The 23707-nt window shown below is 71.7% G+C and carries 22 protein-coding genes; 10 read left to right on the forward strand and 12 right to left on the reverse strand.

Annotated features, from left to right (window positions below):
* Positions 1–286: 286 nt before the first annotated feature.
* Genes ACZ69M_RS00060 through ACZ69M_RS00075 form a run of 4 tightly spaced genes read right to left on the reverse strand, consistent with a single transcriptional unit; the run spans position 287 to position 5376 of the window.
* Entirely contained in the window at positions 287–1621 is a 1335-nt protein-coding gene (locus ACZ69M_RS00060) for an AAA domain-containing protein (protein ID WP_470045691.1), read from the reverse strand.
* Positions 1618–3222, reverse strand: a complete 1605-nt coding sequence (locus tag ACZ69M_RS00065) for a hypothetical protein (protein WP_470045692.1) — start codon at positions 3220–3222, stop codon at positions 1618–1620. The genes ACZ69M_RS00060 and ACZ69M_RS00065 overlap by 4 nt, the downstream gene beginning before the upstream one ends.
* Positions 3213–4427, reverse strand: coding sequence for a hypothetical protein (locus ACZ69M_RS00070; protein WP_470045693.1), 1215 nt, complete (start codon positions 4425–4427; stop codon positions 3213–3215). The genes ACZ69M_RS00065 and ACZ69M_RS00070 overlap by 10 nt, the downstream gene beginning before the upstream one ends.
* Entirely contained in the window at positions 4378–5376 is a 999-nt protein-coding gene (locus ACZ69M_RS00075) for a phosphatase PAP2 family protein (RefSeq protein WP_470045694.1), read from the reverse strand. The genes ACZ69M_RS00070 and ACZ69M_RS00075 overlap by 50 nt, the downstream gene beginning before the upstream one ends.
* A 262-nt stretch (positions 5377–5638) precedes the next feature.
* Between ACZ69M_RS00075 and ACZ69M_RS00080 the strand changes: the two genes are divergently transcribed.
* The gene (locus ACZ69M_RS00080) at positions 5639–6235 is read left to right on the forward strand and encodes a histidine phosphatase family protein (RefSeq protein WP_470045695.1); all 597 of its coding nucleotides are present in this window, start codon (positions 5639–5641) and stop codon (positions 6233–6235) included.
* 20 nt (positions 6236–6255) lie between these two features.
* Here ACZ69M_RS00080 and ACZ69M_RS00085 read toward each other — a convergent pair whose 3' ends face one another.
* Positions 6256–7704: a hypothetical protein gene (locus tag ACZ69M_RS00085; RefSeq protein ID WP_470045696.1), complete on the reverse strand. Its 1449-nt coding sequence runs from the start codon at positions 7702–7704 to the stop codon at positions 6256–6258.
* A 300-nt stretch (positions 7705–8004) separates the two neighbouring features.
* Here ACZ69M_RS00085 and ACZ69M_RS00090 point away from each other — a divergent pair, with 300 nt between their 5' ends.
* Both ACZ69M_RS00090 and ACZ69M_RS00095 read left to right on the forward strand, forming a co-directional pair.
* Positions 8005–8436, forward strand: coding sequence for a hypothetical protein (locus ACZ69M_RS00090; RefSeq protein WP_470045697.1), 432 nt, complete (start codon positions 8005–8007; stop codon positions 8434–8436).
* Positions 8437–8510: 74 nt separating this feature from the next.
* Positions 8511–9428 carry a spermidine synthase gene (locus tag ACZ69M_RS00095; RefSeq protein ID WP_470045698.1) on the forward strand — a complete coding sequence of 306 codons (918 nt, stop codon included), beginning with the start codon at positions 8511–8513 and terminating at the stop codon, positions 9426–9428.
* A 105-nt stretch (positions 9429–9533) separates the two neighbouring features.
* Here ACZ69M_RS00095 and ACZ69M_RS00100 read toward each other — a convergent pair whose 3' ends face one another.
* Positions 9534–10061 carry a hypothetical protein gene (locus ACZ69M_RS00100; RefSeq protein ID WP_470045699.1) on the reverse strand — a complete coding sequence of 176 codons (528 nt, stop codon included), beginning with the start codon at positions 10059–10061 and terminating at the stop codon, positions 9534–9536.
* 119 nt (positions 10062–10180) lie between these two features.
* Here ACZ69M_RS00100 and ACZ69M_RS00105 point away from each other — a divergent pair, with 119 nt between their 5' ends.
* The 3 genes from ACZ69M_RS00105 (at position 10181) to ACZ69M_RS00115 (ending at position 13902) form a co-directional block, all read left to right on the forward strand.
* Positions 10181–10882, forward strand: a complete 702-nt coding sequence (locus tag ACZ69M_RS00105) for a response regulator transcription factor (protein WP_319747852.1) — start codon at positions 10181–10183, stop codon at positions 10880–10882.
* On the forward strand, positions 10879–12261 hold the full coding sequence (locus ACZ69M_RS00110) for a sensor histidine kinase (protein WP_470045700.1): 1383 nt from the start codon (positions 10879–10881) through the stop codon (positions 12259–12261). Before ACZ69M_RS00105 ends, ACZ69M_RS00110 begins: the two co-directional genes overlap by 4 nt.
* Positions 12262–12420: 159 nt before the next feature.
* Complete coding sequence (locus ACZ69M_RS00115) at positions 12421–13902, forward strand: glycoside hydrolase family 18 protein (protein ID WP_470045701.1); 1482 nt, start codon at positions 12421–12423, stop codon at positions 13900–13902.
* A gap of 17 nt (positions 13903–13919) precedes the next feature.
* Here the strand turns inward: ACZ69M_RS00115 and ACZ69M_RS00120 are convergent, their stop codons facing one another.
* On the reverse strand, positions 13920–14651 hold the full coding sequence (locus ACZ69M_RS00120) for a class I SAM-dependent methyltransferase (protein WP_470045702.1): 732 nt from the start codon (positions 14649–14651) through the stop codon (positions 13920–13922).
* A gap of 198 nt (positions 14652–14849) precedes the next feature.
* Between ACZ69M_RS00120 and ACZ69M_RS00125 the strand changes: the two genes are divergently transcribed.
* Positions 14850–15149 (forward strand): hypothetical protein, encoded by a 300-nt coding sequence (locus ACZ69M_RS00125; protein ID WP_470045703.1) that lies wholly within the window; start codon positions 14850–14852, stop codon positions 15147–15149.
* Positions 15131–15544: a DNA-binding protein gene (locus ACZ69M_RS00130; protein ID WP_470045704.1), complete on the forward strand. Its 414-nt coding sequence runs from the start codon at positions 15131–15133 to the stop codon at positions 15542–15544. The genes ACZ69M_RS00125 and ACZ69M_RS00130 overlap by 19 nt, the downstream gene beginning before the upstream one ends.
* Before the next feature lie 338 nt (positions 15545–15882).
* Here ACZ69M_RS00130 and ACZ69M_RS00135 read toward each other — a convergent pair whose 3' ends face one another.
* From ACZ69M_RS00135 to ACZ69M_RS00150, 4 genes are all read right to left on the reverse strand, one after another.
* Entirely contained in the window at positions 15883–17319 is a 1437-nt protein-coding gene (locus ACZ69M_RS00135; protein ID WP_470045705.1) for a GH1 family beta-glucosidase, read from the reverse strand.
* 146 nt (positions 17320–17465) lie between these two features.
* Positions 17466–18374, reverse strand: coding sequence for a carbohydrate ABC transporter permease (locus ACZ69M_RS00140; RefSeq protein WP_470045706.1), 909 nt, complete (start codon positions 18372–18374; stop codon positions 17466–17468).
* Positions 18375–18386: 12 nt separating this feature from the next.
* The gene (locus tag ACZ69M_RS00145; protein ID WP_168491858.1) at positions 18387–19400 is read right to left on the reverse strand and encodes a carbohydrate ABC transporter permease; all 1014 of its coding nucleotides are present in this window, start codon (positions 19398–19400) and stop codon (positions 18387–18389) included.
* A gap of 5 nt (positions 19401–19405) precedes the next feature.
* Positions 19406–20737 carry an ABC transporter substrate-binding protein gene (locus ACZ69M_RS00150; protein WP_470045707.1) on the reverse strand — a complete coding sequence of 444 codons (1332 nt, stop codon included), beginning with the start codon at positions 20735–20737 and terminating at the stop codon, positions 19406–19408.
* 429 nt (positions 20738–21166) lie between these two features.
* Between ACZ69M_RS00150 and ACZ69M_RS00155 the strand changes: the two genes are divergently transcribed.
* Entirely contained in the window at positions 21167–22222 is a 1056-nt protein-coding gene (locus ACZ69M_RS00155) for a LacI family DNA-binding transcriptional regulator (protein WP_470045708.1), read from the forward strand.
* 36 nt (positions 22223–22258) lie between these two features.
* On the forward strand, positions 22259–23089 hold the full coding sequence (locus tag ACZ69M_RS00160) for a serine/threonine-protein kinase (protein WP_470045709.1): 831 nt from the start codon (positions 22259–22261) through the stop codon (positions 23087–23089).
* A gap of 31 nt (positions 23090–23120) precedes the next feature.
* Here ACZ69M_RS00160 and ACZ69M_RS00165 read toward each other — a convergent pair whose 3' ends face one another.
* Positions 23121–23636 (reverse strand): GNAT family N-acetyltransferase, encoded by a 516-nt coding sequence (locus tag ACZ69M_RS00165; protein ID WP_470045710.1) that lies wholly within the window; start codon positions 23634–23636, stop codon positions 23121–23123.
* Positions 23637–23707 lie beyond the last annotated feature (71 nt).

Genomic DNA, 23707 nt, shown 5'->3' on the forward strand with positions numbered 1-23707 from the left:
CCAGCCGTCCGGGGCTGTACCCATCGGCCGCCTCCGGCGGCGGGCCGGACTCCGTCCGGCGGATGGGGCGGTGTCGCGCTGATCGCCTGTCGGGGAGGCTGCCGGAGCGGGGGTCAGGGCTGCCAGGCCACCCGGTGCTCGGACCAGTGATCCCATGTGGACATCATTGCCTCCCAGCCGTCCGGGGCTGTACCCATCGGCCGCCTCCGGCGGCGGGCCGGACTCCGTCCGGCGGATGGGGCGGTGTCGCGCTGATCGCCTGTCGGGGCGGCTGCCGGAGCGGGGGTCAGGGCCGCCAGGCCACCCGGTGCTCGGACCAGTGATCCCATGTGGACATCATTGCCTCCCAGCCGTCCGGGAACTTCACCGTGACCCCCAGCTGCACCGGCTCCGTCGACGGATGGTCGTCCAGCAGATCCGTCACCCCCGCCCGGCACACCACGATGCACGCGTGCCGATGCCGCGAGGCGAGGACGCACAGCCGCCCCGTCTCCAGGTGGAACGCGGTCGCGTCGGGCCGCCCGGACAGCGGATGCAGCACCACGGTCACGTCGAACTCCCGCCCCTGAAGCCGGTTCGCCGTGTCGACGGTGACGTCCGCGACCCCGAGGTCGGCGAGCGTCGCCCGTACGGCCGCCGCCTGGTCCCGGTGCGCCGTGCCGACGGCGATCCGGTCGGCGGTCAGCGGCACCGGCTCGTCCGCCCGCTCCGAGGTGGCCGCACCGCCCCGGTCCAGCAGCCGTCGTACGACCTGGGCCACCGCCCGTACCGCCTCCGGGTCCGTACGCGGCGTATGCCGGGCGGGCAGCTCCAGCAGCCCCCAACCCGCCTCCGCCGCCTCGTCGATGACCCGGTCGGGACCCGAACCGTCCGACGCCACGGCGAACTTCAGCCGCCGGTCACCATGGCCGGTGCCGCTGCGGAACGGCGTGTACGGGTAGAACGCGTCCGAGACGAGCGGCGCCGCGGAGGCCGGCAGCCGCCAGGACACCGGAAGTCGGTGCTGCGGCAGTTCGGGGTTGTGGGCCAGCAGTGTCGTCACCGCGGACGCCGACGGGTCGTACGACAGCCCCGCCCACTGCTCCGAGCCGACGATCGCGAACGGGTCCAACTGTCCGGGGTCGCCCACGAACAGCGCCCGCTCGAAGAGCCCCGCCACGGCCAGCAGCGCGTCCGACCGCATCTGGTAGGCCTCGTCGACGATCGCGTGCCGCCACGGCTCGACCCCCTTGACGTGGGCCCACTTGGCGGCGGTCGAGATGACCACGTCCAGGCCGGCCAGATCGCCGGCCTTGGTGGACTTGCGTACGTTCGGCAGGTCGTCCAGCGCCTTGTCGTAGGGGTCGGGATCGCTGCTGTGCAAGCGCCCCACCGGCAGCTCCCCGTTCTTCTCGGCGAGCCGCAGCACCAGATCGTCGACCTGGGCGTTGGTCTGCGCGATGACCATCAACGGGCGCCCCGCGGAGGCGAGTTCGAGCGCCGCGCGGACGACGAGGGTGGATTTCCCTGCACCCGGGGGCGAGTCGACCACGATGCCGCGGTGCGTGCCGTGCAGGGTGTCGTCCAGGATCGCGTCGGTGGCGCGGCCGGCCGCGGCCGCGGGATCGAAGACCGTCGTCACAGGATGTCCTCCTCCGTCACCGGGTCCGGCCGCGGTACCGCGTCGGGCTCTCCCGGTGGTCCGCCGTGCGTCCACGGGGTCTCCTCCGGGTCGGGCAGCTTCGCGCCGCCTCGCTGCTCGTGCTCGAAGAGCGTGAAGCAGAGGAGGTCCCCCTTCTCCGGCACGGACCCGGTCTCGGGTTCCTTGCCGCGCCCCATCTTGTCGACGATCCGCAGGACCACCAGCCCGTCGCCCTCCGCCGACTCCTCGTACCCGACGAACTCGGCCGCCTGCGGCTTCCCGCCCAGCGACCGGTACACCTTCGTCCGCTCCCCGAGGTGCGGCCGGTCGTCCGTGCGCACGGTCACCAGGGGGCGGGGGCTCGGCCGCTTGCTCTCGCTGTACGCCATGACGACGTCCGTGACCTCACCCGCGAAGGCCTCCCCGACCAGCCGCCGCCCGGCCATGACGAGCGGATCGTCGAGGGCTTCCTGCGCGTCCAGGCGCGCCTGTTCGCGCTCGCGCGTGGCCAGCTTGTTCGCCGCGGTGACCGCGTCGTCACGGCGTGGCTGCGGGGGCTCGCCCGCGGTGACCCGGTCGCGGTGGCCGGTGAACGACCAGCGGTCACGGGTCCATCGGTCGGCCGCGTGGGTGCCCTCGGGGAGCGTCCGCAGCAGGTCGAGGCCGCGCCACACCGCGTCCCAGGTGGGCCGGGTGACCTGCTCGACGAGAGCGCGGATCTCCCGCTCGGCGGCGGTGAGTTCACCGAGCCGGTCGTCCGCCTCCAAGCCGTCCTCGGCGGCGGCCAGGGCGGTCCGCGCGCGGTCGTAGCGCTCGATGGCGGGAGCGAGCAGTTTGTTGTCGAAGGCGGGATCGGTGGCCGGGCCCGCGGGCGGGCACACGAGCTGTCCCCGGGCATCCCGCCGCAACTCGGCCCGCAGCGCGTCCGCCGCGCCCGACGCACCCTCCGGGGGGTCGATCCAGGCGAGCAGCGCCCCCAGGTGCTGGTCCTCCAGGCTGCTCTGGCCGGTCGCCCAGTGCCGGGACAGTACGTCGGTGAGGGCGAGCAGCAGGGCGGAGCCGGGCACCCGGGCCCGCTCCCCGAAGTGCGTCAGCCACCGCCCGAGCAACGGCACCCGAGGCGGCGCCGGATGGGGTGCCTCCGGCTCCTGCTCCGCGGTGCGCCGAAACCGCGTGGAGCGGCCGAGGAGCCGTACGAACTCCACGCCCGCGCGGCTCGGCACGATCAGCTGCGGGGCGTCCGCGCACAGTTCGACCTCGACCTTGACGCGTTTGCCGGTCTCGGGATCGGTCTCGCTGCGCTCGGCCGCCTCGACGACGTCCGCGTACGTGTCCACGTACGGCAGTACGACATCGGCCAGCTCCGCGAGGAATGCGAACCGCAGGTCGCGGTCCCGGGGCTGCGGCACGACCAGCAGGCGGGGTGCGTCCCGGTCCGTGCCCAGCAGCGCCCCGAGCGGGGCCCCGGCCTCACCCGCGGTGGTCAGCGGTACGAACACCAGGGGCCGGTCGGTGAGATGCCGGTGCCGCACGGTGGCGAGGGGCTGGGCCCGCCCGCTCTCGACGGCCTCCAGCCGGGCGAGGGTGGCGATCAGCGACAAGGGGCCACCTCCGGGAGGGCTTCGCCGGCCGGCTCCGGCCGGCCGGCGGGAGGCGTCGCGCGCCCCCGCAGGGCCTCCGCCCGCAGCGCCGCTGCCCTGCGCAGGGCCACGACCGCCGGGTCGTCGGGGTCCCCGGCCGCGCCGTGGGCCGCCGCCAGGACCTCACCGATCGTCGTCAGCCCGCCCAGTTCGGAGCGGAGCGAGCGCCCCAGGGCCGTCACCACGCCTTCGGCGCGGGAGCGGTCGCGGCAGTGGAAGGCGAGCTCGCAGGCGGCCAGGCACTCGGGGGCGTAGGTCGCGGGGACGGACTCGACGGCGGTCGTCAGGTCGGCGGACGGGAGGTCGGGGGCGAAGCAGGTGCCCTCGGGGAGGGCGTCCGCGATGTCCTCGACGCGTGTGAGGCGGTCCAGCTGGCGGCGGGTGACCGCGCGCTGCTTGCGGATGTCGACGGCGGAGGCGGTGGGCAGGTTGGAGAAGTCCTTGGGGCAGACCAGCAGGACCCGGTGGCGAACGTCGGGGACGGTGTCGCCGTCCTGGGCGCCCCGCCCCTGTGGCCCCGCGTCGAGGCGCGCGGCCACCTCCTCCAGGGCGAGCACGTAGACCGCGGACTGGCGGGCGGCGGCGCCCACCTTCGCCGGGTCCGCGGAGCCGTCCAGCATCGGGAAGGACTTGATCTCGACGACCGTCCAGCTTCCGTCGGGATGGACGACGACGGCGTCCGGCTCCAGGAAGGCGGGGGAGCCCGCGACGTCGAGGGCGAGCATGGGGTGGTCGAGCAGGGTCCAGGCGGCGGCCATGGTGGCCTCGCGCAGGGCGAGCGCCGTACGCGCCGCGCGCCCTTCCGGGCCGACCGCGCTCAGGTCAGGGACGACACCGGCCGCGGGCGGCTCGGCGCCCGGGTCCAGCTTCTCGTGCACCAGCCGCAGCAGCTCCGCGCCGCCGTCGGCCTTGACCCGCGCCTCGAACGCGTTCCCCCGCATGAAGGCGAACTGGGACTGGCCGAAGGCGGACGGCGAGCCCAGCGCGTCCGCCAGCTTCGCCTTGTCGACGCCCGCGCCGTCCAGCAGGGCGCGCCGGTCGCAGCCTGGGTTCGCGGCGAGCGCCGCGAGGGCCCGCGCGTCCAGCGCCTTGGGCGGTACGGCGGAACCGCGCAGCTCAGCGAGCCGCTGCCGCAGCACCTTCCCCGGCATCCTTGGGGGAGGCACCCGGCTCGGCTTCAGGCCCGGTTCGGGACTCGCGCTGTCGGGGAATTCGTTCACCCGTGGAAGTCTGGCATCCGCCACTGACAATCGAGGAACGTGCGCCGCGCGAGGCGCCCGCGACCCACGGGACGCGGGCACTGAGCAGCCCCCGCACGCGGTCCGCGAGCCGCAGTACGTACGGGGTCAGCAGCAGCCCGATCCCCATCACCGTGGCGCCCGCCGCAGCGTCGAGGAAGTAGTGGTTGGCGGTGCCCATCACGACGATCGTGGTCAGCAGCGGATAGGCGATGCCCGCGAGCCGGACGACGGGTGTGCGGCCGTAGCGCCACAGCATCACTCCGCACCACAGTGACCAGCCCACGTGCAGGCTGGGCATCGCCGCGTACTGGTTGGTCATGCCGCCGAGGCCGCGCGGCGCGCTCGCCTCGCCGCCCCACCAGCCGTACGAGCTGTACTGGGCCATCGTGTCGACGAAGCCGTGACCCGCGGAGAGCAGCCGGGGCGGGCAGGTCGGCATCAACGTGAAGCCGATCAGCCCGATCAGCGTGGATGTCATCAGCCAGGTGCGGGCGGCGCGGTAGCGCACGGCCCGGGAGCGGAAGAGCCAGATCAGGATCGCGGGCGTCACCAGGTAGTGCAGCGACGCGTACCAGAAGTCGGCGGGGACGCCGAGCCAGGCCTCGCGGGTGAACAGCCGGTTCAGCGGGTGCTCGGCGTTGAGGTGGAGGGCCTTCTCGATGCGCAGGATCTCCAGGCCGTGACCGACGGCGTCGTCGGTGTCGCCCCGGGCGAGCAGCCGGCCCGCCGAGTACGACGCGTACACCATCACGAGCAGCGGCAGCTCGGTCCACCAGCGCAGCCGGGTGTGCGATGCGGCGGTGCGCAGTTCGGTCCACCGGCGGAGCCGGGCGCGCGGTGCCGCCTCGGTTCGCCGTGCATCGGTCTGCGGCATCCGATCGTCCTCCCCCATCTGCTTGCGTGACCTGCGGTTGTTGCCTACGTGACCAGCCGATTGCGCTCCGATGACGCGGCCATCCGATTTTACGGTGTATGTGAACGGCTTAAGGAGGCGCCCCCTGGTCGTCAAAGACGCAGAGATCGCCCGCCGGGTTGCCCGAGGCGGGGGTGGGACATGATGGAAGGACCCATCTCTCAGGTCCGCGTGTCCTCCTCGTCCCGCACGTCCTCCACGCGCACCGGAAAGGCTTCTCTTCATGGCACCGCGCATCCTGCTGGCCCGGCACGGCCAGACGGAGTGGTCACTGTCCGGCAAGCACACCGGCAGGACCGACATCCCGCTCCTGGAAGAGGGCCGACGCGGCGCCAAGGTGCTGGGGGAGCGACTGCACCGGGCGCCCTTCGACGGGCTCTCGGGGGTCGAGGTGCGCACCAGTCCGCTGGCACGCGCGCGTGAGACGTGCGAACTGGCCGGCTTCGGCGAGCGTGCCACCACCTGGGACACGCTCATGGAGTGGGACTACGGCGCGTACGAGGGCATGACCCCGGCCGAGATCCAGGCGGTGCGCCCGGGCTGGTTCATCTGGCGCGACGGCGTTCCCGAGGGGGAGAGCCTGGAGCAGGTCACCGCGCGGGCGGACGAGGTCGTCGCCTGGGCCCGTGCGGAGGACCGGGACGTGCTGGTCTTCGCGCACGGGCACATCCTGCGCTCGATCGGCGCCCGCTGGCTCGGCCTCCCGCTCGACTTCGCGGCCCGTATCCGCCTCAGCCCGACCTCGCTGTCGGTGCTCGGCTGGGCCTACGGAGAGCCCGCGATCGAGGCGTGGAACGACTGCGGGCACCTGAGCGCGTAAGCACCGGCGGGCGGCCGGGATCACGGGATGCGCGGCAGACTCGCGTGGCGCTCGAGGAACGCCGACACACCCGAGGCCCGGCGGTGCGGCAGCAGTACGCGCGCGGTGCCCGCCAACATGGTCTGGATGCGCGACGACTGGACCTCGCCCAGCAGGTCGAGGACGCGCAGACCCGCGAGGGCGGCCTCGTCGGGGCGGCCGCCGCGCGCGAGGTCGTCGGCGAGCTCGGCCGTGTAGAGGGCGATGTTGCGAGTGAAGTGCGGGTCCTGGAGGTGCGCGGCGCGCCGGGCGTGCCGGGCCGCGCGGGTCCAGTCGCCCAGCGTCGACCAGCACTGCGCCTCCAGACCCTCCAGTTCGGCCTCTCCGTAGAAGGTCATCCACTCGGGATCGGTCTCCGAGGGGCCGCGTTCGAAGAGCGTCTGCGCGCGGACGAGCGCCTGCTCGCACCCCGGGCGGTCGGCGAGTCCGGCCCAGCCGCCCGCCTCGCGCAGCGCGAGCAGCGAGAGCAGCCGCGGGGAGCCGAGCGGGCGTGCCGCGCGCTGCGCCGCCTGCGCCGCGCGCACCGCCTCGCGCGGGCGCCCCGCGTCGCGTGCCAGGAACGCCGTGTTGCAGAAGGCGTGCGCCTCGAGGGCCGCGTCGCCGGACATTCTGGCGGTCGCCAGCGCCTCGGCGTAGTGCGAGCGCGCGTCCTCGAAGCGCCCGGAGTCGTGTGCCAACCAGCCCACCGAGATCGCCAGTTCGCCCGCCCCCGCGTACAGCCGGTCGGCGGTGGTCTGCCGGGTGGTGCCCGCGTCGAGCAGCTCGTAGGCCGTGCGCAGCGGCGCCGCGGCCCGCCGGTAGAGGCCGTCGGCCCCGTGCCGGTCGTCGAGCAGCCTGATCCGGCGGACGGCCTCTTCGAGGGCGCCCGCCTCGGACGTCCCCACCCGGTGGACCCGACGGTCCGCGGCCGCGGCCGGAGTGCCGAAGGCGACCCCGAAGGGGCCCAGTGAGGCCGCCGCCACGGTGGCGGTGCCTCCAGTCATGAATGCGCGACGTTGCACGTCGCTCTCCTCGTGGTTCTCGTGCGTGTCATACGGGTCCTGCGTGTCATACGTCTCGGGCGTCTCCTCCGTCTCACCGGTGGCGTACGTCGGGCTCGTGGTGTGGGGAGGGGGCGCCTCGTCCGTGTCGCGCGCCCCTCGGCCGCGCACGGACGAGCGGGGCGAGAAGCCCAGGTCGGTCAGCGTGCGGCCGGGGAACATGTGCAGGAACACCCGTTCGTACGCGTAGTTGGGGCAGCGGATCTCGCCTGCCTCGACCCGCCCGATGTAGCGCGCGTCACAGCTGACCCGCTCCCCGATCTCGCGCGCGGCCCTCCGTACCGTCGCGGCGAACTCGCCCGGCGAGCGCTGTCCGCGCAGCCGCCGGAAGGCGAGATTCGGCCGTGGTGGCCGGGGGGACTGGGACGAGGTCACCGCTGACGACGCCATGGCCGGGCCCTCTCTTGCGAACCGTCGAACCATGCCGGACTCAAGGCGAGTTGTCCGTGTTGCGGCGTGTGTCGCCTTGTCCCGGCGGAGCAAGAACGTACCTGCTGTGACGACGTCGCCACGCTGGGTTTGGCTACAAAACGGATATCTCATCCACGATCTGCCATGAACTGCCATCCTTTGCGGCTGTGTTGTGCCGTAGCCGTTGACGTTCTGACGCGTTGAACCCGGTGGACCGGGAGCGCACCCGAACTCCCGACCCACTCGTGCAGGAGGAGGGGTTCCGTGTTGGAGGCCGGGATGGAGAGCACCGAGTTTCGTACGCCGCTGCCGGCCGACGGGCACCGGCCGTCCCCCGAGTGCGACGCCCCACCGGAGCCGGTCGCCGACTGCGACCTCGTGACCGTTCCGGCGCGCCAGGGGCTGGAGGCGGCCGACATCCTCCGCCGCGGCTCCTGCGCCCTGGTCGGGCCCGTCCTGCTCGACGACGGCTGCGACACCCTCGGCTTCCTGGTGCCGCCCGGCACCGCGGACGCCTGGGACATGCCGGGCAGCACCTGCACCCAGACCAACGGCCGCGGCCTCGGCCTGGTGGCACCCGAGCCCCCGGTCGAGGGCTCGGACTGGCTGCTGCCGCCAGGCGACGCGGACCTCGCGACCGACCCGGCCGTGCTGCGGGCGGCGCTGGGCGAGGCGGCCCGGCTGATCGAGGCCGCGGACAACTGCCGCTGACGCCGAAGACACCGGGCGGCGCCCCCACGGGTTGCCGCTGCGCCGACCTCCCTGTACGCCCTGATAATGGCAGGATGGGAAGGTCGAGGAACAAGCGGTCCGACGACGCACAGGGCGCGGCGCGTGACGCGTCGCGCGGTTCGCGCCGCGGGCAGGCGTCGGCCGACGCCGTCGTCGAGACGGTCGAGGGCGGCCTCGCCGAGCTGATACCCGACCGGGACCGCCCGCGCGCCTGGACCCTCCTCATCGACGGCGCCCCCCAGTCCCACGTCGACCTCGACGACCCCGCCCATCTGAGCTTCGAGTACCAGCGCCGCCTCGGCCATGTCATCGACCTCGTGGCCCCGCCCGGCAAGCCCGTGCACGCCGTCCACCTCGGCGGCGGCGCACTCACCCTCGCCCGCTACACCGCCGCGACCCGCCCCCGCTCCACCCAGCAGGTCGTCGAACGCGACGGGGCCCTCGTCCAACTGGTCCGCCGCGAGCTCCCCCTGGACCCGAACGCCCGTATCCGCGTGCGCTCCCTGGACGCCCGCGAAGGCCTCGCCAAGGTCCCCGACGGCTGGGCGGACCTGGTGATAGCGGACGTGTTCAGCGGCGCCCGCACCCCCGCACACCTCACCTCGGTCGAGTTCCTCACCGACGTCCGCAGAACCGTCAGACCCGGTGGCCTGTACGCCGCCAACCTCGCCGACGGCCCCCCGCTGGCCCACCTGCGCGGCCAGATCGCCACCGCCGCGACCGTCTTCCCCGAGCTCGCCCTCATCGCCGACCCCACGGTCCTGCGCGGCAAACGCTTCGGCAACGCCGTCCTCGTGGCCTCCGGCCACCCCCTGCCCCTGGCCGAACTCACCCGCCGCGCAGCCTCGGACCCGCACCCGGCGAGACTCGAACACGGCAGACAGCTCACCGACTTCACCGGGGGAGCGCTGCCGGTGCTGGACGCGGCGGCGGTGGCATCCCCGGCCCCGCCGGCATCGGTGTTCCGCTGACAGAGGGCGACTTCGCGCCCCGGTTATTGGGCGCCCCGAAAGGGGCGCGAGGAACTGCGCGCCCAGCCACAACAAACCCGCACCCGAACCGCAAAGCCCGCGCAGCTAGTACGTGCCGATCTCCACCCGCGGCGGCCCGTCGTGCCACGTGCAGAACACCGACACCCGGTCCGCCCCCGAAGTGAACTCCACCCGAATCCACGACTCCGTCTTCCACACCTGCATCGACCACCCCGAACCAGGCGTCGCCGAGACGAGCGTCGCGGAGGTCGTGCCGAGATCGAAGACGGCCCGCCCCCCGGCGGTGTCGTAACTCTTGACCTGCCCCGCCGGTCCGGAGGCGCTCGGACCCGGGTCGGCGGAGGGCGATGCCGAGGCGACCGGCGTCGCGCTCGGCCGCGGACTCGCCGTCGGCTTCGAGGCGGCGGGGCTCGGGCTCGCCGAGGGTCGACTCGTCGACGAGGCAAGCGCCTTGGCCCCCTGCGTCGTCGCCCCGCCCGCCATGATGGGCAGCGCGCGCGGCGGATCGTAGGCCGTCCCCGTCATGACCGTGTGGACACCCCACCACGACAGCGTGACCGCCGCGCCCGTGGCGAGCGACCAAGCCAGTACGTGTACGAATCCTCGGAGCATCGCCAGCCATACTGCCTCACGCGCCCCATGGGTGTCTCCCGTCTCTCGGGACGGGACGGCGGCCCGAGTTGTCCACAGGCACCGGACCGGCATCGCACAGATGGCGTACGGTGCGGCGCATGGCAAGTGTGCTCGTGGTCGAGGACGACCAGTTCGTACGCAGCGCTCTCATCCGGCATCTGACCGAAGCCGCGCACACGGTGCGCAGTGTCGGCACCGCCCTTGAGGCGCTGCGCGAGGTTGCCCATTTCTCTTTCGACGTCGTCATCCTGGACCTCGGACTGCCCGATCTGGACGGCGCCGAGGCACTGAAGATGCTGCGCGGTATCACCGACGTCCCGGTGATCATCGCCACCGCGCGGGACGACGAGACGGAGATCGTCCGCCTGTTGAACGACGGGGCGGACGACTATCTGACCAAGCCGTTCTCGGTCGAGCACCTGTCCGCGCGGATGGCCGCCGTGCTGCGCCGCTCGCGGGCGACGGGGGACACACCCGCGTCGCCGGTCATCCGGGTCGGCGGTCTGTCCATCGACCCGCTGCGCCGCCAGGCCGAGCTGGACGGCGCCCGACTGGACCTCACCCGGCGCGAGTTCGACCTGCTCGCGTTTCTCGCCGGGCGGCCCGGTGTCGTCGTCGCGCGCAAGGAGCTGCTCGCCGAGGTGTGGCAGCAGTCGTACGGGGACGACCAGACCATCGACGTCCATCTGTCGTGGCTGCGCCGGAAGCTGGGCGAGACGGCGGCGCGGCCGCGCTATCTGCACACGCTCCGCGGGGTCGGCGTGAAGCTGGAACCACCGGGCTTGGAGCCGCCGCGATGAGGTGGGCACTGGTCAAGGTGTGCGTGGCGGTGACCACGATGGTCGTGGTGGCCTTCGCGGTCCCCCTGGGGCTCGTCATCAAGGAGATGGCCAGGGACCGCGCCTTCTCGAACGCCGAGCGGCAGGCCGCGGCCGTCGCGCCCGCGCTGTCCATCACCACCGACCGGGAGCAGCTGGAGCGGGTCGTCGCCTCCGCCGGCTCGGACGACGGGATGGCCGTGCACATACCGGCGAGCGACGGCGCCGAGGCGGTGAACATCGGGCGGCAGCGCGCCGCCGCCAAGGACATCGCGACCACACGCAGCATCGGCCGCGCCTCCACCACCGAGGTCCCCGGCGGCTCCACCCTGCTCCAGCCCACCGCGCTGAGCTCCGGCGAGATCGCGGTCGTCGAGGTGTACGTCCCCGAGTCCGAGGTCAGCAACGGGGTCGGCACCGCCTGGGCGGTGCTCGCCGCGGTCGGGGTCGCGCTCATCATCGGCTCGGTCGCGGTCGCCGACCGGCTGGGGGTACGGATGGTGCAGCCGGCACAGCGGCTGGTCGAGGGTGCGCACGAGCTGGGGGAGGGGAAGCTCGGCGCGAGGGTGCCCGAGGAGGGTCCGAACGAACTGCGGCTGGCGGCGGTGGCGTTCAACTCGATGGCGGATCAGGTCGTACAACTCCTGGCGAACGAGCGGGAGCTGGCCGCTGATCTCTCGCACCGCCTGCGTACCCCGCTGACCGTGCTGCGGCTCAACACGGCCTCGCTCGGTGACGGGCCGGCCGCCGAGCAGACGCGGGCGGCGGTGGCGCAGTTGGAGCGGGAGGTCGACACGATCATCCGGACGGCCCGGGAAGCCAAGCCGCAGACGGCGGCGACAGTCATCGGCGCGGGGTGCGACGCGTCCGAGGTCGTCCGCGAGCGGATGGACTTCTGGTCGGCGCTCGCCGAGGACGAGGGGCGCAAGGTGCGGGTCGCGGGAGTGGACCGTCCCGTACGGATACCCGTCGCCCGGGCCGACCTCGTCGCCGCCCTCGACGCACTCCTCGGGAACGTGTTCCGGCACACCCCCGAGGGCACGGCCTTCGCGGTCGACGTGCACAACAGCGAGGACGCGGTGATCGTGCTGGTGTCGGACGCGGGCCCGGGCATCGTGGACCCGGAGGCGGCGATGGCGCGCGGGAAGGGATCCGGGAGCGACGGTTCGACCGGCCTCGGCCTGGACATCGTCCGCCGGCTCGCGGAGACGACGGGCGGGGACGTGCGGATCGGTTCCTCGGTGCTGGGCGGCACCGAGGTGCGCATATGGATCCAGCTGGACGGGCGGGCTCCGGTGCGGCGCGGGCACAGGGGGTCCGTGCGGCGTCGTAGGCGGGGCGTGGGCGCGAGCCGGGTGTGAGGCGAATTGGTCTCTACCTTTAACCGTCCCCGATGCCTTCCTTAAGCGCACCATAAGATCGCCAACGGGCGTCCCGATCAGGCGTTTTGCCCGATCTCGGATCGCTAGCGTGCTGCCGCACCACACCCCCCCCGTGAACGGCGAAGGCAGGCACACGCGATGAGCACTACGCACCGGCGCAAGGTCAGTGGCAGGAACAAGGCGATAGGCGGGATCGTCGCCGCGGCCGTGGTCGGTGGTGGCGCCTTCCTGTTCTCCGGGACCGCGCTGGCGGCCGGCGTCGGTGCCGCGTACACCAAGACCAGTGACTGGTCGACGGGTTACACCGCGCAGTACGTCATCACCAACGACACCGGTCAGGCGAAGGGGGACTGGACGCTGGAGTTCGACCTGCCGTCGGGTGCCGGGCTCAGCTCGCTGTGGAACGGAACGTCGACGGTGAGCGGGCAGCACGTCACCGTCAAGCCGCCGTCCTGGGACAAGGACGGGCTGGCGGCCGGCGAGTCGGTCACCGTCGGCTTCGTCGTGAACGGCACTGCGGACCCGAAGGGCTGTGTCATCGACGGCGCCAAGTGCTCGGTGGACGACGGCGCGACGCCGGAGCCGAGCGGCCGCCCGACCCAGTCGCCGACGCCGACCCCGACACCCACCGCCACTCGGCCGCCCACGTCGACCCCCACCCCCACGTCCACCCCCACGCCCACCCCCACTCCCTCCGCCTCGCAGACCACCGGCAGTGGCACAACGACCGGCGCGGGCTTCGCGCCGTACGTCGACACCTCCCTCTACCCGGCCTTCGACCTGGTCGGCAGCGCCACGGCCACCGGTGTGAAGGACTACAACCTGGCCTTCATCACCGACGGCGGCGGCTGTACGCCGAAGTGGGGCGGGGTGACCGACCTCGCCAGTGACGGTGTGGCGTCGCAGATAGGCGCGCTGCGGGCGAAGGGCGGCGACGTCAGGGTGTCCTTCGGCGGCGCCTCGGGCTCGGAGCTGGCGACGACCTGCTCGTCGGCGGACGCGCTGGCGGCGGCGTACGGGAAGGCCGTGGACGCGTACGACCTGACCAAGGTCGACTTCGACGTCGAGGGTGGCGCGCTGCCGAACACGGCCGCGAACACGAAGCGGGCGAAGGCGATCGCGAAGCTCCAGCAGCAACACCCGAACCTGGACGTGTCCTTCACCCTCCCGGTCATGCCCGAGGGCCTGACCCAGGACGGCGTGAGCCTGCTCTCCGACGCCAGGTCGAACGGCGTGATGATCTCCGCGGTCAACATCATGGCGATGGACTACGGCCCCTCGTACAACGGTGACATGGGCACCTACGCCGAGCAGGCCGCCACCGCCACCCAGGCCCAGGTGAAGAGTGTCCTCGGGCTGTCGGACAGCGCGGCGTGGAAGTCCGTCGCCATCACCCCGATGATCGGGGTCAACGACGTCGCCGCCGAGATCTTCAAGGTCGACGACGCGACCCAACTGGTCGACTTCGCCAAGTCGAAGGGCCTCGGCTGGCTCTCCATGTGGTCCGCCGCCCGCGACAAGCAGTGCGCGGGCGGCGCGAAGAACTCCGCCGACGCGACCTGCAGCTCGATCGCGCAGGACGCGGGGGTGTTCTCGAAGGCGTTCGTCGCGTACAAGTAGCCGACACCGCCCCGGGGTTACCCGTCGTGGCGGAACAGGGCCGTCCAGAGGAAGGGCTCGCCGAAGAGCCCTGACTCGGGCGGCTCGTCGCGCATGCGGCGCAGTTCGACCTCGGTCAGGTCGGAGAAGACCCAGCGCAGAGACTCGGACGTGTAGGCGAGTCCGCCGTGCAGTGCGGACTGCTGGTAGAAGGCCTGGTCGGGGAGTTCGGAACCCATCTCGCCGGCGGCGAAGCAGGTGAGGGCGAGATGGCCGCCCGGGGCGAGGACGCGGTCGAGCAGGGCGAGGTAGCTGATGCGACGGTGCGGCGGCAGATGGTGGAAGCAGCCCGAGTCGTAGATCAGGTCGTAAGGGCCGTCCAGCTCGTCAGGGGTGAGCGCGAACGCGTCGCCGCAGTGGAAGCGGATCTCGGCCCCGGCCTCCCGCGCACGGTCCTCGGCCCAGGCGATGGCCGTCGGGGACACGTCGACCGCGTCCACCTGGAAGCCCGCGGCGGCCAGATGAAGGGCGTTGCGCCCCGGCCCGCAGCCCAGATCGAGGGCGCGGCCCGGGGCGATCAGCTTCTCGTCGAGGTATCCGGCCAGGTTCTCGTCCGGCTTCGCGACGAAGAACGGTACGGGCTTGGAGCGGTCTGCGTAGAAGCCGTCCCACCAGGCGGCGCCGCCCGCAGTCCACCGGTCGGCCTCCGGCGCGAACAGGCCGTCCAGCAGCTTCAGCACATCGTCGGTCGTGCGTATGTTCCGGTCCATCCGGTCCCCTTCCAGGATGGGGGAACGGTAGGCCAGGACTCCACGCAAGACCAGGTCAGGACAGCGGTGCGGAGGGTCGCAAAGACCTCTGTGGGAGGCGAGGGGGAGGGCATGCCCGTCCCGGCGCCGGGGCAACTTTCTGAAGGCATCGGCCCGGCTGCCCGGGAGAGATTCCTACTCGTTTGATAAATTGCTCGCATGAGTGACATCGGAGAGACGGAGACTCCGTACGGCGTCGGCGAGGGACCCGCTACCCGCGTCAGTCTTTCCCTCCCGGAGGGGACGGCCGAGGCGATCCGTCGGCGGGTCGGCAAGCGTGAGTTCTCCGCGTTCATCACCGAGGCCGTGGAGCGTGAACTGCGCGGCCAGATCCTGGATGAGTACCTGGCCGACTACGAGCGCCGCAACGGGCCGGTCTCCGAGCCCGAGCAGGAGCGGGCGCGCCGCGTCTTCGACGAGGTGTTCGCCGAGGAGGGGCAGTGGCCCGCCGCAAGCTGAGCCACGAAGGCACCCTCGTCCTCGACTGCGAAGGCCTGTCCAAGTTCGTCGGTGACCATGAGCCTGCCGTCGCGCTCATCGCCGAGGCGCGCAAGCGGGGCATGGAAGTGGTCATCAGCGCGCTCACCATCATCGAGGCGGTCCATCAGGGGACTGACAAGGCTCGGCTCGCCTGGGTGCTGTCAGGGGTTCGAGTCGTGCCTGTCGGTGACGAGGAAGCGAAGGCCGCCTCAGCCATGCTGATCAGCGCCGGGCTGCACGGCCATGAGTACGCGATCGACGCCGTAGTGGCCGAGATGGCGCTGCGGCAGCGCCGCCCGGTGGTCATGCTCACCTCGGACCTCGACGACATGGTCAAACTGTGCGGGGACAGGGTCCGCCTCGTCGCAGTGTGAGCCGACGCATTTCTGCGGGATGCCGGGCCGATATCAAGCACCTGGGGCTCAGTGACCGAGGTTTCCGGCCTTCACCGCGTGAAGCAGGTTCGCCAGGGCGTGGGATGTAGCGGTGGCGATGGTGGCGGGCGGCCGAAGACGGCCGCGGTATACAGCTCATCTCGTACGGCTCCGACGCCTGGGGCGGATGCACGCACGGGCCGGGGCCGGGCAAAGCCACCTGGTTCGAGCTCGGGCGTTGACCGGGCGGCACACGCACGCGATACGCGTCGGGGGCGCGGCACCCCCCCCAGGCGCCGCGCCCCTCCCCCCGCCCCCGGACAAAGGAACCGAATGACCTACTCGGCGTCGGCCGACGCCGCCGACGGCAGCGACCCCGTCCGTGCCACCTGCCCGTACCAGTGCGCGCTGGACTTGGGCGTACGGGCCAGGGTCGCGTAGTCGACGTACACCGCCCCGAACCGCTTGTCGTAGCCGTACGCCCACTCGAAGTTGTCCATCAGGGACCAGAGGTAGTAGCCCCGCACGTCCGCGCCGTCGGCGATCGCGCCGCGCACCGCCGCGAGATGGCCGTGCAGGTACGCGATGCGCTCGGGGTCGTGGACGCGGCCCTCCGGGTCGGGCTTGTCGTCGTAGGCCGCGCCGTTCTCCGTGATGTACAGCGGCAGACCCGGGGCCTCCCGCGAGTAGCGCATGATCAGGTCGTGCAGGCCGGTCGGGTCGATCGTCCAGCCCATCTCCGTACGCTCACCGGGGGTCTGGTGGAACGCGACATCGTCCGCACCCGGCCACGGCGAGTACGCGCTCGCCCCGTGCCCGTCCGCGCGCGGGCCGTCCGCCGACTTCTCCGCCGCCGACACCAGCGCCGGGGTGTAGTAGTTCAGACCGAGCGCGTCCAGCGGCTGCCTGATCACCGCGAGGTCGCCGTCCAGGACGTACGACCAGTCCGTGATCGAGGAGGTCTCCGCGAACAGGCCCTCCGGATAGGCGCCGTGCAGCATCGGGCCGTGGAAGACGCCGTTGGCCAGGTTGTCGATGCGCCGCACCGCCGCCAGGTCCGCCGGGGACGGGGAAAGGGGCCTGACCACCGACGAGTTCAGGCTGACCGCGACCGTGTTGCGGGCCGGCATCGCGGACCTCAGCGCGGTGGTGCCCAGGCCGTGCGCCAGGTTCAGGTGGTGGGCGGCCTTCAGCGAGGCCGCCGCGTCCGTACGTCCCGGCGCGTGCACACCCGAGCCGTAGCCCAGGAACGCGCTGCACCACGGCTCGTTCAGGGTGATCCACTGCTCCACACGGTCGCCCAGCGCCTCGCCCATGATCTGCGCGTACTCGGCGAAACGGAACGCCGTGTCGCGCTCCGGCCAGCCGCCCGCGTCCTCCAGCTCCTGCGGGAGGTCCCAGTGGTAGAGGGTGACGGCCGGCTTGATGCCGTGCGAGAGCAGCTCGTCGACGAGGTTGCGGTAGAAGTCCAGGCCGCGCTGGACCGCGGGACCACGGCCCGTCGGCTGCACCCGGGACCAGGAGACCGAGAAGCGGTACGCGGACAGGCCCAGCTCCGCCATCAGCGCCACGTCGTCCCGGTAGCGGTGGTAGTGGTCGACAGCGATGTCACCGGTCTCACCACCGGCCGTCTTGCCGGGCGTGTGGCTGAAGGTGTCCCAGATGGAGGGCGTACGGCCGTCCTCCCGTACCGCACCCTCGATCTGGTACGCGGAGGTCGCCGCGCCCCAGAGGAAGGCGGGGGGAAAGGTCACGGGCGATGCGGACTCAGGCATGGAAGCGCTCCCATAGGAGGTCGTGGAGACCGACAGTAAGAAGAAGAGGGGGAGGGGCGAGGGAGGGAGAAGAGGGGGGGAGGAGGGGCCGGGGCGGCGGTGGCCCGGCTCCCCTTCTCCCACCGGTCTCCCACCGGCGAACGAGGTCAGCCCTTGACGGCGCCCTGCATGATGCCGCCGACGATCTGCTTGCCGAACAGGGCGAAGACGAAGAGCAGCGGCAGCGTGCCGAGCAGCGCGCCCGCCATGATCAGGGACTGGTCGGGAGTGAAACCGCGGCCGAGTCCCGCGACCGCGACCTGCACGGTCGGGTTGCCGGTCTGGGTGAGCACCAGGAACGGCCACAGGAAGTCGTTCCACGTCTGCACGAACACCAGCATGCCGAGCACCGCCATGGCGGGCCGGGCGGCCGGGAACACCACGTGCCAGATCACCCGCCAGCTGCTCGCGCCGTCGACACGGGCCGCCTCGATCAGCTCGTCCGGCAGCGCCTGGATCAGGTACTGCCGCATGAAGAACACCCCGAACGCGCTCACCAGCGACGGGAAGATCACCGCCTGGAGCTGGTCCGTCCAGTCGAGCTTGGCGACCATCATGTAGAGCGGGATCACGCTGAGCTGCGGCGGCACCATCATCGTGCCGACGACGATCAGCATCAGGGCGCCCCGGCCCTTGAAGCGCAGCTTGGCGAAGGCGAACCCGGCGAGCGTCGACAGGAAGACGACGGTCACCGCGGAAACACCCGCCACGAGCGTGGTGTTGACGAAGGCCTTGCCCAGGTTGGCCTCCGTCCAGGCGACATCGAGATTGTGGAAGAGGTTCGAGCCGAACCAGAACGGCGGCGGGGACTGCGCCAGCCGGTTGGTGTCGCGGGAGGCGGCGATCGCGGTCCACACCAGCGGGCCCAGCGAGCCGATCGTGAACAGCGCGAGGATGACGTACGCGAGGGGTCCCGCGTGCATCTGCCCGCCCGCGCGCGCCGACTTGGTGCGCCGCAGACGCTTCGGCGGTTCGGGTACCGCGTCCGCCGGGGGTTTCGTCAGGGTCGTCGTCACGGCCGGTTCTCCTTAACTACTGGCGCGCAGCCGGCGCGAGATGACGTAATTGACGATCCCGATCACGATGAGGATCAGGAACATCGTCCAGGCGATCGCGGAGGCGCGGCCCAGGTGCTGGTTCACCCAGCCCTGCTCGTAGAGGTACAGGCCGAGTGTCTGGAACTGGTGCTCGGCGCCGCCGGACGCGCCCTTGTTGGCGTCGAACAGCAGCGGCTCGCCGAAGACCTGGCTCGCTCCGATGGTCGAGACGACGACGGTGAACAGGATCGTCGGCCGCAGCGACGGCAGGGTCACGTGGAAGAACTGCTGCCAGCGGTTGGCCCCGTCGAGGGCCGCCGACTCGTACAGGTCCTGCGGGATCGCCTGCATCGCCGCCAGGTAGATCAGCGCGTTGTAGCCGGTCCAGCGCCAGATGACGATCGTCGAGACGGCGATCTGCGAGGGCCACTTGTCGTTCTGCCAGTCGATCTTGTCGAAACCGATCGCGTGCAGCGCCCAGTTGATCATGCCGTAGTCGCGGCCGAACAGCAGCACGAACACGAGCGAGGCGGAGGCGATCGACGTCGCGTACGGCGCGAGCATCATGACCCGGTAGAAGATCGAGCCGCGCAGCTTGTAGTTGAGGATGTGGGCGAGGCCCATCGCCATCAGCAGCTGCGGGACGGTCGAGATGATCCCGATGGTCAGGGTGTTCTTCGCCGCGTTCCAGAAGAAGTCGTCGTCGAAGATGCGGGTGTAGTTGCGCAGGCCCGCCCACTGCATGTCGGTGGGTGCCGTCAGCTCCACCGTGTGCAGCGAGGCCCAGCCCGTGTAGATCAGCGGGAACAGGCCGAACGCGAGGAACAGCAGGAAGAACGGCGAGACGAACGCGTACGGGCTCCACCGTATGTCCCGCTGCCAGCGGCGGGACAGCCGGTTGCGGCGCCGCTGCTCCTTCTCGTCGGGTACGGCGGCGGGCGGACGGCCCGGGGCCGCGCCCCCCTCCTCGGTGGGGGGCGCGGCGGTGTCGTGCCGGGTGGCCATACCGGTCACTTCTCCAGGTTGTTGTCGATGGTCTTGGTGGCCGTCTTCCAGGCCTCAGCGGCCGACTTGCCCTTCGTGACGAGGATGACGCCGTTGTCGGTCAGACCCTGCTGGATGATCTGGTCCTTCGCGCCGATCACCTGCGTCGGGATGGCCTTGGCGGCCTCGGCGAAGACCGTGCCGATCGGGGTGTCACCGGTCATCGTGTTCTTCGCGCCGGTCACCAGGGGCAGGTTGTAGGCACCGGGTGCGCTCGGGAAGCTGCCCTGCACGCTGAAGAGCTTGGCCTGCTGGGCGGGCGCGGTCAGCCAGGTGACCAGCTTCTCGGCCTCCGTGACGTGCTTGCCGTTCTTGGGCACGGCCAGGAAGGTGCCGCCCCAGTTGCCGGACTTGGGTGGGGCGGCCACGTCCCACTTGCCGGCGGCGTCCGGCTTCGACTTGCCCTTGAGGTAGCCGAGCATCCACGGCGGGCAGGCCACCGCGGCGAACTTGCTGTTGGCGATCGTCGTGTCCCAGGCCGGCTGGAACTGCGTCTGGGCGCCGACCAGGCCCTCCGAGGCTGCCTTCGCGGTCAGGTCGAAGGCGGACTTGATGGCCGGGTTCGTCTTGTAGACGACCTTGCCGGAGGAGTCGTAGAACTTCTCCTGGTTGCTGCTGATGATCGCGTTGAGCAGACCACCGGGGGAGTCCATGAAGGTGGTGCCGCTGGGCGCCTTCTTCTTGTACGTCTCACCCGCGGCGACGAGCTTGTTCCAGTCGCCCGCCCACAGCTGCCCGACCTTGTCGCGGTCGGTGGGCAGGCCGGCCTGCTGGAAGAGGTCCTTTCGGTAGCAGATCGCCATCGGGCCGATGTCGGTGCCGAGTCCGATCGTCTGGCCGTCCTGGGTCGTGGCCTGCTGCCACTTCCAGTCCAGCCAGTTGGTCTTGCTCACACCCGAGACCTTGGACAGGTCGACGAGCTTGCTCGCCTGAGTCTGTACGACCTCGGCGATGTTGCCGACTTCGACGGCCTGCACGTCCTGCAGGCCGCTGTTGGTGGTGAGGTGGTTGACGAGCGCCGGGTAGTAGTTCTCGTTGCGCTCGACGACGTTCTCGGCGATCTTGATGTTCGGGTTGAGCTTCTCGTACTCGGCGTAGAGACCGGCCTCCTTGAATCCCTGCGTACCGAAGAGACCCAAGGTGATCGTGGTCTTGCCCTTGCCTCCGCCCGTGCCGCTGCTGCTCCCATCGCTGCTTCCACCACTGTCGTCGGCACAGCCGGCCAGCAGCCCTGTGGTCAGCGCGGCGACGGCCGCGAGGGCCCCCAGACTGCGGGACCGGCGGGTGATCGTGCGCATTGCGTCCTCCTGTTGCCTGACGTGCCGACCCCCCGGCCAACTGCACTGTTGGGCCCGTTGTTTCTCGCTGCGGCTCGGGCGGGGAACGTGCGGGATGTGTATGTGTCAGGTACCGTGGGAGCGCTCCCACAGGTGATGTGTTGAAGAGTCGTCGGTTCACGCGGGGGTGTCAAGGGAGCCGACGCGGAGAGATGCGTTCAGTTATCGGCCTGTTAGCTAACTCCGGGGGAGGGACGGGAGAGACATCGCGGACGGTTGAAGTGGCTCGTGTCAGTGGGGTATTGGCCCCGGCGGGACGGTCGGCCGGGGGTCCCTGGCCGGGATGGACGCAACCTCGTCCACGTACGGGTCGCCGAGGTCTGGGTGATGAACGGGACTGTTAGATTCCAGGCCAGTCGCGGAGCGCGCGACGTCGACGGGAGGCGGACCATGGCAAGCCACGGAGCGCGGGGCCGGGGAGGCGGCCGGCCGACCCTGGAAGAGGTCGCGGCGCGCGCGGGCGTGGGCCGCGGCACGGTGTCCCGGGTCATCAACGGCTCCCCGAGGGTCAGCGACGCGACCCGCGCGGCCGTCGAGGCGGCGGTCGACGAACTCGGCTACGTCCCGAACACGGCGGCACGCGCCCTCGCCGCCAACCGCACGGACGCGATCGCCCTCGTCGTCCCCGAGCCCGAGACCCGCTTCTTCGCGGAACCGTACTTCTCGGACATGCTGCGCGGCGTCGGCGCGGAGCTCTCCGAGACCGAGATGCAGCTGCTGCTGATCTTCGCGGGCAGCGACCGGGAGCGGCAGCGCCTCGCCCAGTACCTGGCCGCCCACCGCGTCGACGGCGTGCTCCTCGTCTCCGTCCACGCCGACGACCCGCTGCCCGACCTCCTCTCCCAGCTGGAGATCCCGGCCGTGATCAGCGGTCGCCGCTCGGCGGACGAGACACTGCCGTCCGTGGACTCCGACAACTACGGCGGCGGCCGCATGGCCGTCGAGCACCTGATCGCCGGGGGGCGTCGGCGGATCGTCCACCTGGCGGGGCGCCTCGACGTCTTCGGCGCCCAGCGCCGTGTCGACGGCTACCGCGAGGGCTTGCGCGCGGCCGGACACGAGGTGGACGACAGGCTGATCGTCCCGGGCGACTTCACCGAGGAGGGCGGCCGGCGCGCGATGACCGAGCTGCTGGCCCGCTGCCCGGACCTGGACGCGGTGTTCGCGGGCTCGGACGTGATGGCGGCGGGCGCCCGCCAGGTCCTGCGCGAGCTGGGCCGCCGCATACCTGACGACGTCGCCCTCGTCGGCTACGACGACTCCGCCATCGCCCGCCACATGGACCCGCCCCTGACGAGCGTGCGCCAGCCGATCGAGGAGATGGGCCGCGCCATGATCGATCTGTTGCTCGGGGAGATCGCCGACCGTCGCCCCGCGGTTTCGCGCGGTCTGGAGAAGCGGCAGGTCGTGCTGCCGTCCGAACTGGTGGTGCGGGCCTCGTCCTGACGCGCGGAAAGGCTTCGATAGTGCAATCTGATCGGTATGGTCCTCCATCCGTTGCTCGGAGTCGATGAAGTACCCGCCATGGAGCCCTACCTGGGCAGGGTGGGGGAGGTGTTCCAAGCGTTCCCGGAGCAGGACTCGGGGTGCGTGTCGTACGGTGTCCGTCTGCTCGACGGCGCGCGCTGGTTCGTCAAGGAGGCGGCGACCGACCGCGGCCGGCACTCGCTCGAACGCGCCTGGGCCTTCCACCGGGCCGTACGGCACCGGGCGATCGTCCCGCAGGTCCACCGCATCGCCGTGGGGCGCGGCGGCGCCGCGGTGGTGATGCCCTGGCGGGAGGGCGAGGTGCTGTACCCGGCCATGGTGGGTGGATGGCGCGACCGCAGGGGCCCCGGCAGCCCCATGGCCCGCTTCCGCGCCCTGCCGATCTCCCGCGTCCTCGCCGCCTTCGAACGCGTCCTCGACGCCCATCTCGCGGTGGAGGTCGCCGGGCATGTCGCGGTCGACTTCTACGACGGCGCGCTGCTCTACGACTTCGGGGGCGACGTCGTCCACCTGGTCGACCTCGACGAGTACCGGCCGGGCCCGTTCGTGGTCGAGGAGGAACGCCTGCCGGGTTCGCGCCGGTTCATGGCCCCCGAGGAGTTCGTGTGCGGGGCCGTGATCGACACCCGTACGACGGTCTTCACCCTGGGCCGCACCGCCCGGCTCCTGCTGGACGCGGGCGACGAGGAACGCGCCTGGCGCGGCACCCCGGCCCAGCAGGCGGTGATCGTCCGGGCGACCCGGTCCGACCCCGAGGAACGCTTCGAGGACGTCCACCGGTTCGCCGACGCGTGGCGGGCCGCCAATCGCCCGCACGAGGGCTGAGGTCACCGCCGTAGCGGCAAGGGGGCTGAGGTCACCGCCGCAGCGGCAGCTCCCACCGGACTTCGCCGTCCTGGTACCGGTCGGTCGGGCCCAGCCCGGCGGCCGCGGCGACGGCCGCGGAGGCCCGGTGGCCGGGGTGGACATGCGCGACGACCGTACGGACGCCGGGCTCCTCGCCCAACCGGCCGACCAGCCCCCGCGCCGCCTCCCCGGCGAACCCCCGCCCCTGCCAGGGTGTGCCCACCACCCAGGCGATCTCCGCGACCTCCCCGGTGACCGTCGCCTGGACCGTACCGACGAGACACCCCTCCTCGCGCAGCCGCAGTACCCAGTTGCACCAGACGACGGCCGGGTCGGGGGAGCCCGCGACGAGGCGTTCATAGCGTGAACGCAAGGCTTCCGGAGTGGCGGGTGCGCCGCCGATGAACGTGTGCAGCGCCGGGTCGGACAGCACCTCGGCCATGTCCCCGGCGTGTTCGACACGTAGGGGAAGGAGATCGAGACGGGCGGTGCGCAGGGTGTGGGCGGGGAGGTGGGGTGGAGGCATTGGGTGAGCCTAGGGCCTGTCCGGCGGATCATGCCGCAGACGCGGGGCTTGGCACGCCCATCTGCGGCGTT

It is taken from the genome of Streptomyces sp. NPDC107454 (assembly GCF_055582885.1).